The sequence below is a fragment of the Mycetohabitans sp. B2 genome (assembly GCF_021733735.1).
GTDB lineage: Bacteria > Pseudomonadota > Gammaproteobacteria > Burkholderiales > Burkholderiaceae > Mycetohabitans > Mycetohabitans rhizoxinica.
On record NZ_JAHKSP010000043.1, the window covers coordinates 77,240 to 89,959 of the forward strand.

Sequence of the window (12,720 nt, forward strand, 5' to 3'; positions counted from 1 at the left end):
TCTTTTTTCTCCACACCTGCTTAGCGAACGCCATGGTGAGCGGCCACCGTTCGTCTGCTCGCCCCGCCGAGCATCATCGGCCACGCCCGACCAGGTTCGGGCCATCGGGTTCGCTTGCGGCACCTCCCGTTCGCGTCCAGCTTAGCGAGCCAGCCAAATGCCTATGAAATAACGACATATTTGTTTATTTCAGACGAGGTCTTGCATGACAACCACGATCACAATCATCCAAACCGATTCGCCGTCTTCCAACTGGTCCCAATGGCCCGGGCTTTACGACAACGACACGTCAGGAATCCATCACAAGCGGGCAGGAGACGGGCACACCTCGACGTCATCGGACGGGCAGTGGTCGAACACCGACGATCTGCTCAATCAGCTAATCCAGTTGTTGATGCAATTCAACGGCAACGGTAACGAGGACAAAACCGGCGATGGCCCGGACGCGGATGGTGCCATCGGCCGGCATCACGGCGGCGGCGGATGTCACCATCACCATTGCAACGCGCCAGAAGATGGCACGAGCGGCTCATCCAGCAAGACCCACGGCACCTCATCCGACGGCGACACCACCGACTCGACCCAAGCAAGCAACCGGTCCGGTAAGGACCAGCCCGCGCTGGATGGTCCGACAACGCCAGGCAAGGCATACACGCCAGGCAAAAATCCGAAGATCGACCGGTGGGAAAACGACATCAACCTGGCCGCGCGGCTGACGGGGCTAGATGGCAACCTGATCGGTGGACAGATGTGGGCCGAATCGCGCGGTAATCCGAAGGAATGGTCGAGAAACAGCGACGGCACGCCGGACCTAGGCCTGATGCAGATCGGCCAGCGGCGCTGGGAAAAGGACGTACTGCCGGAACTGACGAAACAAGACAAAGAAAACATCAAGAAGTTGACTGGCAAGGATCCGAAGGACCTGGACATGAACAATCCGCACGACAACGTGATTGCGGGAGCCTTCGAACTGAAGACCCACATCATCGAGCACGGCGGTGATCGCAACAATCCGATGGCCAACGAAAAGGCGCTGAAGAAGGGGCTCGAAGAATACGTTGGAGTGGGCGACGAAGGGAAATACGCAAGAAACGTCATCACCAACTACAACGTATTGAACCAGCACAAAGAACTGGACGACAGCCAATAATGCGCAGAGGTGCCGGCGCCCTGCCTCGATAAAGCGAGGTTGCCCGGCACAATCAGCGCATATGCCCCAGGAGCGCAGTTGCCGCTGCAAGCGACCGGGTTAACACTGCGCCAACCCAATCCCAGGTGGACTGACAACGGAACCCGAGCGCGCCGCTAGGCACCATGGCGAGCCGTACTGGCAGTGGTTTTCCAAAATAACGGCGCGCTGCCCAACAAGGAGCACAACATGACCATTACCATTTCCATCACTCAAACGGATTCGCCCTATTCGCCGTTCGACCCGGGTAGCCCGAGCCACACGTACGGCACAGCCCCGGACGCTGCGCACCACAAGCGCGCGGATCAAAGCGATTCCATGTCGTGGCCGGCGAACGGTACTTCATCGGACGACTCCGATTTATTGCAAAAACTCATCGAGCAATTGCTGGCCCTGCTGCAGAATTCGCATAGCGACGACGACGATTCGTTCGATGACGACGGCACGACGTGCGGACATCGCTCTCCAGCCCCATCAACGGATGGCGACTGTGAATGTCCATGCTCACCGCATCATAGGCACTCGACCGCGGATAGCGCCCAGCATGATGGCAAGGCGCCGGTCACTAGCGGCGGCTGGGGCACGATCACCGATCCCGTGACCAGTGGCGGCTCAGGCACGACTACAAAGCCCGTGACCAGCGGCGGCTGGGGCACAATCACCGATCCGGTCACTAGCGGCGGCTCGGGCACGAGCACCAGCCCGGCGTCCAACGGCGACTCAAGCACGAGCACCCATCCGGGAAGCAGCAACAGCAAGAACGCGTCGACGAGCCCCACCGAGTCCGCAGACCCTTTTCATCGCGATAGTTCGTCCGACAATAACGGCTTTGACCCCTCCGGCGTCAGCAATCAGAAGGCCTCCGGCACGTACTTTTACCAATAGTCATCATACGGCGTCCGCCACACTGTTGCGGCGTTGCGCGGCCGCTACGCGCGTGCCGCGCCCACCACCCGGGGTGGTACGTCAACGGTCGCATCGTCGATCGGAAAGTGCAACATCGCCGCGACAAAGCCCGCCACCACGGTGGCAGCCCAACGCTGCTGCCGCAACCGAGGCAGCAGCGGCAGCAGCCACCGTGATGCAAGCGTCGGTGCACAGCTGATCGCGATCGCATGGCTGCCGCGGCTGTGCGTTAACCTTTGCGTGCCAAGCTGGGGGTAACGTTCGCGACATGCCAATACGCATTGCGCTGCGCTGGCAGCACGCAGCGCTCGCTGACATCGCCGTCGAACAAGGCGGCATATAACCCCGCCCATCCTGGCGAATCTGCAGCGATCCGTCCCACCCGTGCGAGGATACGATCAGCCGCCACTTGCCGCACTTGTCCGCATCGCTGATACGGGCTTGCTGATACCGCGGCTCGGCGCTCTTGACATTTGGACACCTCCAGCAAAATGCACGGGTCGCGACGCGGCCGTTGCCAAGTTCGGCATCGTGCTGCGGCCTCGCTTCATCGTGGCACCGGCGTTGGACCGTAGTCAACTCGTCACCGTGCTAGAGCCGTTTGCGCCAGTTCCATTGCCGCTGAGCGTCGTCTATCCACTGCATCGGCAGTTGTTTGCCACCTGTTGGGCATTTGTCAGGTTCATTGAGAAACGCTTACGCACGCGCTTTCCCCAATGATCGACGCCACTGCGGCTATATTGCTTGCAACCCCGTCAACACTGTATTTCGGGAACTTCCCGCAGTGTACGCCCCTGGCAACGGGGCTTCGTGCGCCTTCATGGTCACGCGTTGCAAAGCGTCCTAGAGTGACAACGTCAGCACTACCAGAGGGTACCCGATATGATGTTGAGCTCGTCACTTCATCCACGCAATTATGATGTAGACCTAACAATGGATTTCGGTGAACGCCTGGCGCAATTGGTTGGCGCCCCACCACGGCTGCAAACGGCGCCGTCCAGCCATGCGCATCACCACGGCCAGATTGAAAGCCTGCCTCACGCGTGGAAAAAACAGCTTGCGGCACGCAGCCGCGCGATGACTCAATTAGAAGGCCTGCCCCACGACGGGAACGTGCGTTCAGTGCCTGTGTCAGCGGTAGACAGACCTTCAGCGCAAACCCTGCCCACCTCCGATAGCACCTCATCCTCGCTGAGCTTGGTCGAGATACACGACCTTGCTCGGAATTGCCGGAACCTGATAGCCCGCATCACGCGGTCCCCGTCCGAGCAGCGGACCGTTTCGACGGAAAGATCCGTGGCAGGTGCGTCGCAACGCGATGTCCGCCTGCCGCGCGCCATCACGCGGATGGGCTTAGGTACCGCCATGCGCGGCGTGTATGCCGCGATGGCCACCCCGATTCAGGTCTTCAAAGGTTGCACGCAAACCACTTCCGACGGCCTTGATCAATCTTCCGAATTAATTGAAGCTGATCCACTGGACACCCTCAAGCGAGCAGGCATCTCCGAGGAAATTTTCAGCCGGAACGAGAAAATCGGTGCCGACGGCACGTTGGCCTTGCTGGCGGTCATGGAGATCAAGTCAGGCATTCAAGAAATGGCGCATGCCGCCAGGCACCACAAGGAACTGAAGCACTCGATCAAGCAACTCGAACAAGAGGTCGCCTGTCTTGAGCGGCTCGCCGGCGTTGCCGGCTCAACGCGGGATCACAATCGTCCCGCGCAAGCGGCTTCGGTCCGACTGTTCACCGACGCGCAATCAATGATGACATGCTTGCGCGCCGTCATGGAAGTCAAGCGCCAGGTGATGACGTTTACGCGACAGCAAAACCGTGCCGGCGCCGCATTAGGGGCATGCTCGATCGCTTCCGGCAGCACCGTGCTGGCCAAGGCTTCAGTCGGCATTGCCGCCAAAGCTGCCCTGTGCGCATCGGACAGCCCTGCCGCAGCAGCACTGGATCATGTCGCAGGCCTCGCAACGCTGGGCCTGGAGCCGCTTGTCGGTGCCACGGCGCTCGCCAGTGGTGCATACAAGGTTCATCGTTCGCGCCAGCAACTCAGCGCGTTCCGCGCCGCCAAGGCCGCAACCGACACACGCTTGAAAGACGCACATATCGATGCCCTGATCGGTCAATTGCGTCAGAACGGGCACCCTCTAGACTCTGAAGACGTCGAATGGCTGCACCGCTACGCGCGATTCCAATCACTCAAGTCGGAACAGCGGGATCAGTTCTTTACAAGCTATGCGCGATGGAACAACAGCTTCCTCGCTGGCAGCGCCCTCTATGCCGCCAGCACGCTGACCAAGGCCGGCGTGGCGGGCGCCATCGCCGCCGGTACAGCAGGCGCCGCGATGGCCCATCCCGCCGTCGCCGGGGGCCTGCTGGCCGTGACAATAAGCGGGCTGCTTATAATGAGCGCATCCTCGCAACGCGCGCTCTTCGACTACCGCAAGCAGCGGCGCTATCAAACCTACTACACCGGCGATGACCCGGAATTGAATCGTACGTTCCTGGAATCCATGGACGTGCTCAATTGGGGCAGCAGCACTGCAACGCCGTTGGACGGCTTGCTGCTGCAATCAGCATTTTACAAGCAGATATACCAGCGTGAAGACCGACGTCAAACATTTTTAAGCCAGGTCGCGGACCAACTCGGCAAACGCTACGACGACAAATATGTCTACACTGGCGATTCCGATGCGCGTGGCACTAAACCGTCCACCCAGCAAGTTATCGCGAGCACGGCCCGACGCGCGGCGCAAGACTCATTGGGACGGCTGAAGGCCACATCATCGTTCCTGGCTCACAGTGCCAAGCTAAACTCCCCGCACAGCGCGACGCGCGCCGCCCAGCAAGCTTGGAACGGCTCGCGCGAGTATCTGACCCGAAGCAGCTTGAAAACATGGCTCGCTCAACCGACACGAGAAGCGCAAGCGGCCCAGATTGAGTTGCTTGAAGACATGCTAGACACTCAGGCCACTTATCTGCGCAGGAAGCTAAAGGTCAAAATACAGACCTATCAGCACGTGGTAAACAAATTGAGCGGCACGCCTGCCCCCTTTGCGGACGGGCACGCCATCGAGGACGTCAGGCTCAGCACCGTGGACGCCACTGACAACACGTCGCACGAGCACAAATTCAAGGCAATATTCGCCCCGCTCGATGCGACTATCACGCACGTCGAGGATGTCCGCATCGAGAACCATCCGGCCGACATGCCGCGCAACCTCGCGCTGAAAGAAATCCTGGTGGGGTTGGACAAGGATCTAGAATATGATCAGCGCCTGTATCGCGACGCATTGGCCGTACGGGCGCAATGCCGGAAGCTGAAGCGCCAGCTGCCGTTGACGAATGCACACGAGCGGCAACTGGCCATTGCCATCGACCAGTTCATCTCAGTGCAACAGGGTAAACTCGTCGATCCGCACGCGCGCCACGCCGACTTGGCAACAAGCCACGACAAGCTCGCGAACTATCTGATGAAAAGCGCGCCGAAACGCTACCGTGATCTGCGTGGCAAGCTGATTGAAACGCTGATGCAAGCGACGCGGCAGATCGACCTGTGCCGTGCATGGCACGATGGCGAAGCGGCTAAGACGCGAGATCCAGACGCGTCGGATGCGGCTTTGCGCCAGCCACGACACGCATTTTCAGACTTAAGGCAGCATCACGCGGTTTCCTGATGCCGTTTAATTTTTTGATTTTGTTGGCCCGCCCTGCAGGATTCGAACCTGCGGCCTACGGCTTAGAAGGCCGTTGCTCTATCCAACTGAGCTAAGGGCGGTCAAGGGAGTGATGATTGTACTGCGTATCACCCGTTCGCTGCTCCATCGGGGCTCTAGCGTCGGCTTAGAAGACCGATGCGCTATCCCAACTGAGCGATAGACAAACAGGTGCTCAATTATAGCTGAACAACGCAGCCGGCTCCGATTGCCGGCTCGCTCTACGCGACAGCGTAACGTCTACGCCAACGATTGGGGATGGAAAAAGAACCAGCCCAGACAAGCCAAGCCGGCCATCACGCAATAAAGGCCGAATGAAGCCAACCGCCCCCGGCCTTCGAAATAACGCATCAGAAAACGCACGCTCAGATATGCCGCGATGCCGGTCAGCACGCCTCCTAGCGCCGCGTCAGCCAATTGCGCCGGTGCGTGAAACAGCTTGGGCACCTCGAGCAGGCCCGCCCCCAAAATAATCGGCGTACCGAGCAGGAACGCGAACTCCGCCGACTTTTCTGCGGACATGCCAGCACCCACGCCGGCAATCATTGTCAAGCCGCTGCGCGAGAAACCCGGAATCAGCGCACCGATCTGCGCGATGCCGACCAGCGCGGCCTGCCTGAACGTTAGCGCCTCAGGTACACGCGCCTCGGGTGCACGCGCCGCGCGCGCGCGCTGCAACCGGTCGCCGATCCACAGCAAAATACCGTTGATCACCAGTGCCAATGCCACGATACGCAAGTCATGAAAGACATGCTCGATCCGCTTTTCCAGCAGAACGCCGACGATGCCTGCCGGAATCGTGCCGATCAGCAACGCCCAGGCTAAATGTCCGTCCTCGGTACGGCGGCCGCCCAGCGAGCCGAACAAGCCTTGGATGATCGCGATCCACCGTGTGCGGAAATACCACAACAGCGCAAAAGCAGTGCCCAAATGCAGCGCTACCAGAAAAGGCAACAGTTGCGGCGCATGCTTGTCGATGTGCATGTCGAACAGTGCCGGCACGAGCAGCGTATGCCCGAGGCTGCTGACCGGGAACAACTCGGTCACACCCTGCAAGACACTCAGGAAGATCAGAAACACAAGGCTCACGAAAGAAAGTCCTCCATGTAAATGACAGCATCAGCGCGGGCTCCTTTTTGGCATGCCGGCATAGGCTTGTCCGTGCGGCAGGTCGCACACGCTGGCCGCCGCTGATGAGTATCGTGGTTGTACATTTATTGCGCGTGGACTCGGACTTCGATAGGCCATGACAATCTTGTCGGTCGCCGATACGACCTCACACAACACGCCTGTGCTGTAGTGGCGCGATGCCGCGGCATGGACCGCAGCAGTGGCGGCACAAAGGCGACAGACCGGTTATTTGACCAGCTTATAGAAAAAGAGGAACGTGCCGCCAGTAAACATGCCAAAAAGCGCACATCCCATCGCCATGGCCAAGTCCATGATCATCTCCTCTCCGATACGGTATGGTCTGAGTGATTATCGACAGCGATCTGCCGGCGAACAACCAGAGAGAACCCGCATAGCCGACATCCGGCGACACACCGATATCATGGAAAACCCGCCCGTCGGCAGGCCGTGCGCCTGACGGCGACGCAGCATTCGACAACCCCGGGGCAGGCACCGTCGGCAGCAGGGACGCCCCACTTTTTCTGCTTCGATTACAAGATGCGTTTCCAGAACCAGGATGTCATTGAACTCGAACGTGAGCGCGCCAGCTTGCTGGTCGCGCCGCAATCAGGAGGCCGTCTATTGCGCTGGCGCGTGGGCGGCCACGACGTCATTGGATGGCCGGACAACGCGAATTGGAACGAGCCCGCCCGGGTGCGCGGCGGCAATCCGCTGCTGTTCCCCTTCCTCGGCCGGCATCGCGTTGATGGCACAATCGGTCGATGGCGCGATCACGCCGGCGTTGTACGGGCGTTGCCGATGCACGGATTCGCCCGCGATCTGCCGTTCGAGCCGACGATCGACGTGGCTAACGCCCGCATCGACATGACGCTGACGGACAGCGACGCGACCCGCACCGGCTATCCATTCGGTTTCCGGTTCGATGCGATCTATCATCTCATCGACGGCTACACCCTTGACGCGACCCTCACGACAACGAACACCGGCGACACGCCGCTGCCGTACTATGCGGGTCATCACTTTTATTTCTCGCTGCCTCACGGGCTGCGGAGCGAATCCCTGCTCTCGTTACCGCCGGCGCGGCTGCTGTACCAGCGCGACGACGGTGTGATCGCCGAAGCGGCTGCCGCGGCACGCGAGTACCGTCTCGACGACGCGCGTATCGTCGACCGTTTTCATGCACTAGACCCGTTGTCAGGCGGGGCGCGGGTCACGCTGCACACACCGTCACTGGGCCGCACGATCACGCTAGCACTCGAGCGCCCCGGCTCGATCCCGTGGTATGCCGTCACGACGTGGACCGAGAAACCTGATTCCGATTTCTATTGCATCGAACCCTGGCTTGGTTTGCCAGATGCCATTCACAACGGACTTGGGTTACGTTGGCTTGCGCCCGGGGCGAGCGAGCGCGCGGTGCTGCGAATCCGCGTAGAACTTGACGAATGACGTAAAATGAATCGTTTTATGCCCCGCCCGCATGGCCCGGCCAGCGCCTTGCGGGCGTCGCGAGGTTCGATGCAGAGAATAAAAAGTGGTTTTTCCGAGAGGCGCAGCACGATGTTTCAACGCGTGTGCGCCCTCGGTTCGGTGCAGTGCGTGACGGTATGCTGCGGTATCGCGTTGTTGCTGTCCGCGTGCAGTTCCGCCCCGGTCGGTTCTGGCTTCTATCGCGTCGCGCGGGGCGACACGCTTTCGCGGATCGCCCAACGAAACGGCCAAAGCGTCGCTGCGATCGCGCGGTGGAATAATCTGTCCAATCCGGACGTGATCGAAGTTGGCCAGCTGCTGCGCGTCGCGCCCCCGACACGTCCGGCGCCGTCGCGCAGCGCGGCGGCTGCGCCGAACACCACTGCTACGGCCAAGGTCAGGCCTTCGTTGGCGCCCGCCACGACGATCCGCTTGATCTGGCCTGCCCGAGGCGACGTCATACGCCGTTTCAACGGCATGGATTCCAAAGGCGTGGACATCGCGAATGCGCCCGGCACACCCGTGGTCGCCGCCGCAACCGGAACCGTCGTCTATGCCGGCAATGGTTTGCGCGGTTACGGCAACTTGCTGATCATTAAGCACAATGCCAATTTTTTGACCGCCTATGCACACAACCGCGCCCTGCTGGTCAAGGAAGGACAGAACGTCACGCAAGGACAGACCATCGCCGAAATGGGTGATAGCGACAGCAACCGGGTCGCACTGCACTTCGAGCTGCGATACGATGGCAAGTCGATCGACCCGGCCCGCTATTTGCCACCGCAATAACGGCAAGCGCACGCCCCGCGTCGGACGACAATGCTTGTCACCGTTCCCATCCCGCGGATCAACTTAATTTAAGCTCGCCCAGGAAGTGGCGCGCGTAGCGCTTGTTGATATCGGCGAGGCGGAACAGCGTGAGGAAATCTGCGACGTTGAAATCCGGATCCCATGCGGGTGCGCCGCATATCCTCGCGCCTAGGCGTAAATAGCCCTTGATCAGCGGCGGTGGGGATACCGCAGAGCCGGTGGCAAGGTCGTCCGTCGGCAGCGGGGTATGGGGGAAGGCCCGGTACTCTGGCGCAGTCATCGACGCGTCCCGCAGCGACGCGAACAAGTTGGCCGCGTAATGCCCGCCGTCCGCCATCGGGACACTCGCACAGCCAAGCATCGTCTCATAGCCGTTTTGCAGCATGTATTCAGCCAGTCCCGCCCATAGCGATATGATCACCGAGCCGCTACGGTAGTCCGAGTGCACGCACGAGCGCCCGACTTCGACCATCTTGGCGCGCAGATGCGTAAGGCGCGAAATGTCAAATTCACTTTCTGCATACAGCTTGCCGATGCGTGCCGCCTGGTACGGTGGCAGCACACGATAGGTCCCAACGACCTGCAGCGAGTTCAGGTCGCGCACTAGCAGATGATCGCAGTACGCGTCGAATTCGTCGACGTCCTGGCCCTTGGGGCCTTTGAGTTGCGCTCCCATTTCTTCTGCAAAGACACGATAACGCAGCCCTTGTGCTTCGCGAAGCTCTTCTTCCGTCCGTGCCCAGGCCACGCCGAGATGATGTTGTCCAGCAACCGTTTCTTGCGGCCGAGGAAGACTCCTGCGTGAATCGAGGGGAATGGACGCAAGCGGCAAGGTAGGATTCGGCAACTCTCGCATTGGCGTGTCCTGTCAAAATTACAGAAAGGTTGCGTGCAATGTAGAAATCAGCGGTGACGTGTGGTGGCAAACGGGGTGATTCGGTGACAACATACGCAATCGACACGAATCACACAAGGTCCGGATTCACGATGGCACGCAGCACGACCTGCGCTTGTTCGTCGCGGCGGTGGTTGGATGTCCACCAGATCCCGCCTTTTTGAGGCCCCAGTTCGCTTCGTCACCAAACAGCAGATCGGTTTTACGTTCGGGAAGGTGTGCGGCGTCGGCACGACGCCACAGAATTAGATTCATTGCCGTTGCGATGTCCGTGCACAGCATTGACTGTTGCACCGAATTCAGTCGCGAGGACAGCTCCGAGTGCAGTTCGACAGTGTGCAGGGCAGCGATGACGCGCGCATGTCCGGCGCACTGATGCGCCCACTACGGGAGCGGGCACAGTACACGATACATCGATACAGCACAGTGCACTGCACCGAAAAAATTGACGTCGCACCAATCGTTCAACTATAATCAGCAATTCGGCGGAGCGTAGCGCAGCCTGGTAGCGCATCTGATTTGGGATCAGAGGGTCGTAGGTTCGAATCCTATCGCTCCGACCAATATTTTTACAAAGATTCGGCGACCCTGACGGTCGCCGTCTTCAAATTATTCTCCCTATTCTCTTCAAAAATTTTCTGCTTTCGAATGCTTAAGCGGCACTCGATTTCAGAATATGAAGGTATATTCCACTGAGTGGGACATGCCGCAAAGCACAGAGCTGGACGCTCAGAGAGCGCCAGCTCAGCCCACTTCAACGCTGGTGTGCTTGCTTACTCACGCACGATCGTTACGTCACTGCAATTGAAAAAGCCCTCGTTGCCTGCATCTATACGCTGCCAGTAGCTGTAAAGAATCGCATCGCCTACCCGGTTTTCCGGAATAGGAACGTTCAGTTTATAAAATGACTGGACATTCGGCAAATGGCCTGCGCCATTAGCTGGCACCGGGACCGGAGCGGGTGCATCGTAAATCAGTTCAAGGTCAGACCAGCTTAGTGGCCGAGTCGGATCATATGAGGGCTTGGAGATAAACACACGCATGCGTGAAGGATTATGCGCTGTCGTATTTTCCCAGGCCAGCTCTATAGCACCGTTTTTGGGGGTAATTTTGGTTTTACGCCAAAGAGTCGTTGGTGCGCGGTCCAGTCCCTGCTTACGCGGGTCGCCTCCCGCGCACAGTAGCCCGTCGGGCACGGCGCGTTTGACCTCGTCAAAATCCTCGGGATTCCTTGGATTGGCGGAAAGCTCGTTCCACTGCACAAACGGATAAGCACTGTTGTCACCTGCGCGATAGGCAGCCAGGCAATCAGCGTTCGGAATACCGGAGCCGTCAGGTGACGACCAATAGCCTCCGTCCAAATGGCATTGATACTGTCGGGCGATTGGAAAGCCTACCGCGCCATGCGCGCTCACTTCCTGCACCATGCCGCTTAAGCCTGCCATCCCCGCTAACCATAGCCAGGTCGCACGCCAGCCCAGGCTAGAACGCCCCAAATTTCGTCTCATCGCTTTCTCCTTGAGATAAAAATTCAGCTTGCACCACACCAGCTCCCAAATAGTTAGGCGATAACTACAGCGCCCAACACCACTGCAACAGCCAACCGACGTACCTACCGGATACGCCGATTCACTCCTTGCCCGTTTGCCGCCGGCTCCACGCAAGCTGACTTAAACACGCTGAGTGATGCAAGCCACTCGATGCGTGGCTCCAGTCGCACTTCTCCGTGCGGCTCACTTTTTCGTGCTCAATATCAGCCTCGTGGTGCTTTGCGATTTTTCAGCCCTTAACCCGTTTTTCTTCTAGTTGACTACGCACCAAAGCGTCTCCTCAGATCACGTCTCTAAATATCGTAAGTTTCTGACTTGCTTTCGAACTCACTGTAGACCAGGTGTATTGCTTTCGCAAGAAATTTTCATGAGCCAGCAAACACGCACGGGCCGTGCACATACGAGGGCGGGCTTCGCGTGGTGAAGGGCACGCAAAACTCGCCAAACAGTTACGATTAACTTAAGACGAAGCCAATGAGTACTACGGGTCCAATCCTCGCCAGCGCGTCAAACTCGACAGACCCATCAGAGGCTTCGTCTGCAAGTATGTCTGGCCGGCAAACAGTTGCCAATACGGGTTTTCCAGCCATTGCCAAACAACTCCTTGTCTGACAGAGCAAAGGCGTGCTGCAAGTACAGTAGCGCGGCCATCGATGTGGCGAGTTCGCCGGCCGACCCTGCTGCGAGACGAAGCTTACACTCATCCGCCTACTCAACCGATCCCAATCGAACAGATCGGCCGATTGCACCAACAGATGCTTCAAGTTGATCTGCGCGCAGCGGCGGGTGCCCCCTCTGGCACCGGCGTCTTCGACCTCCTCCAAACCCCGTCGAAATTTGCAGCAAACTCATACTAATATGCTTGCGTCTTGCCATTCCCCAACACCATTTCATTGCTGCATAAGCCTGGGTAGATTGTTCAGCGCCGAGTATTTAGCTTCGCGACACAGGGTTATCACTATCAGGCACTGGTCAATGCACCAATCAAAAAAACAAACAGAAACACGCGCATTATGCGCTGCTTTTGCTTTTGCTTTTGCTTTTACGCA

The 12,720-nt window shown here is 58.9% G+C and carries 10 protein-coding genes, 2 tRNA genes and 2 pseudogenes; 7 read left to right on the forward strand and 7 right to left on the reverse strand.

Going from position 1 to position 12,720, the window contains the following annotated elements; all coding sequences use genetic code 11:
- Window positions 1-205: 205 nt before the first annotated feature.
- Together KPG66_RS08760 and KPG66_RS08765 are read left to right on the forward strand one after the other, a co-directional pair.
- Window positions 206-1,150 (forward strand): transglycosylase SLT domain-containing protein, encoded by a 945-nt coding sequence (locus KPG66_RS08760; protein WP_237070673.1) that lies wholly within the window; start codon window positions 206-208, stop codon window positions 1,148-1,150.
- A 228-nt stretch (window positions 1,151-1,378) separates the two neighbouring features.
- Window positions 1,379-2,074 (forward strand): hypothetical protein, encoded by a 696-nt coding sequence (locus KPG66_RS08765; RefSeq protein WP_237070674.1) that lies wholly within the window; start codon window positions 1,379-1,381, stop codon window positions 2,072-2,074.
- 44 nt (window positions 2,075-2,118) lie between these two features.
- Here KPG66_RS08765 and KPG66_RS17960 read toward each other — a convergent pair whose 3' ends face one another.
- Window positions 2,119-2,370: a hypothetical protein gene (locus KPG66_RS17960; protein WP_041753692.1), complete on the reverse strand. Its 252-nt coding sequence runs from the start codon at window positions 2,368-2,370 to the stop codon at window positions 2,119-2,121.
- 109 nt (window positions 2,371-2,479) lie between these two features.
- On the opposite strand from KPG66_RS17960, the gene KPG66_RS08775 reads away from it, so the two are divergent.
- On the forward strand, window positions 2,480-2,815 hold the full coding sequence (locus KPG66_RS08775; RefSeq protein WP_237070675.1) for a hypothetical protein: 336 nt from the start codon (window positions 2,480-2,482) through the stop codon (window positions 2,813-2,815).
- Between the two features lie 576 nt (window positions 2,816-3,391).
- On the forward strand, window positions 3,392-5,779 hold the full coding sequence (locus KPG66_RS08780) for a hypothetical protein (RefSeq protein WP_237070676.1): 2,388 nt from the start codon (window positions 3,392-3,394) through the stop codon (window positions 5,777-5,779).
- A 24-nt stretch (window positions 5,780-5,803) separates the two neighbouring features.
- On the opposite strand, the gene KPG66_RS08785 is transcribed toward KPG66_RS08780, so the two are convergent.
- Window positions 5,804-5,880, reverse strand: a tRNA-Arg gene (locus KPG66_RS08785).
- A 178-nt stretch (window positions 5,881-6,058) separates the two neighbouring features.
- Entirely contained in the window at window positions 6,059-6,907 is an 849-nt protein-coding gene (locus KPG66_RS08790) for an undecaprenyl-diphosphate phosphatase (protein ID WP_237070677.1), read from the reverse strand.
- A gap of 579 nt (window positions 6,908-7,486) precedes the next feature.
- On the opposite strand from KPG66_RS08790, the gene KPG66_RS08795 reads away from it, so the two are divergent.
- Both KPG66_RS08795 and KPG66_RS08800 read left to right on the forward strand, forming a co-directional pair.
- Window positions 7,487-8,395, forward strand: a complete 909-nt coding sequence (locus tag KPG66_RS08795) for an aldose epimerase family protein (RefSeq protein ID WP_237070678.1) — start codon at window positions 7,487-7,489, stop codon at window positions 8,393-8,395.
- Window positions 8,396-8,506: 111 nt separating this feature from the next.
- The gene (locus KPG66_RS08800) at window positions 8,507-9,205 is read left to right on the forward strand and encodes a peptidoglycan DD-metalloendopeptidase family protein (protein WP_049786403.1); all 699 of its coding nucleotides are present in this window, start codon (window positions 8,507-8,509) and stop codon (window positions 9,203-9,205) included.
- A gap of 58 nt (window positions 9,206-9,263) precedes the next feature.
- Here the strand turns inward: KPG66_RS08800 and KPG66_RS08805 are convergent, their stop codons facing one another.
- Window positions 9,264-10,082, reverse strand: coding sequence for a GNAT family N-acetyltransferase (locus KPG66_RS08805; protein ID WP_013435764.1), 819 nt, complete (start codon window positions 10,080-10,082; stop codon window positions 9,264-9,266).
- 126 nt (window positions 10,083-10,208) lie between these two features.
- Window positions 10,209-10,376: a hypothetical protein gene (locus tag KPG66_RS08810; protein ID WP_237070679.1), complete on the reverse strand. Its 168-nt coding sequence runs from the start codon at window positions 10,374-10,376 to the stop codon at window positions 10,209-10,211.
- Window positions 10,377-10,607: 231 nt separating this feature from the next.
- Between KPG66_RS08810 and KPG66_RS08815 the strand changes: the two genes are divergently transcribed.
- A tRNA-Pro gene (locus KPG66_RS08815) sits at window positions 10,608-10,684 on the forward strand.
- 213 nt (window positions 10,685-10,897) lie between these two features.
- On the opposite strand, the pseudogene KPG66_RS08820 reads toward KPG66_RS08815, so the two are convergent.
- Window positions 10,898-11,629: pseudogene (locus KPG66_RS08820) on the reverse strand (lytic polysaccharide monooxygenase); the annotation flags it as partial.
- Between the two features lie 538 nt (window positions 11,630-12,167).
- Window positions 12,168-12,473, reverse strand: a pseudogene (locus KPG66_RS08825) (transposase); the annotation flags it as partial.
- Window positions 12,474-12,720 lie beyond the last annotated feature (247 nt).

Bases quoted from the DNA above. Each gene is read 5' to 3' on its own strand.
- KPG66_RS08795 (WP_237070678.1), top strand. From the start codon at position 7,487: ATGCGTTTCCAGAACCAGGATGTCATTGAACTCGAACGTGAGCGCGCC.
- KPG66_RS08805 (WP_013435764.1), bottom strand. From the start codon at position 10,082: ATGCGAGAGTTGCCGAATCCTACCTTGCCGCTTGCGTCCATTCCCCTC.
- KPG66_RS08760 (WP_237070673.1), top strand. From the start codon at position 206: ATGACAACCACGATCACAATCATCCAAACCGATTCGCCGTCTTCCAAC.
- KPG66_RS08810 (WP_237070679.1), bottom strand. From the start codon at position 10,376: ATGAATCTAATTCTGTGGCGTCGTGCCGACGCCGCACACCTTCCCGAA.
- KPG66_RS08800 (WP_049786403.1), top strand. From the start codon at position 8,507: ATGTTTCAACGCGTGTGCGCCCTCGGTTCGGTGCAGTGCGTGACGGTA.
- KPG66_RS08765 (WP_237070674.1), top strand. From the start codon at position 1,379: ATGACCATTACCATTTCCATCACTCAAACGGATTCGCCCTATTCGCCG.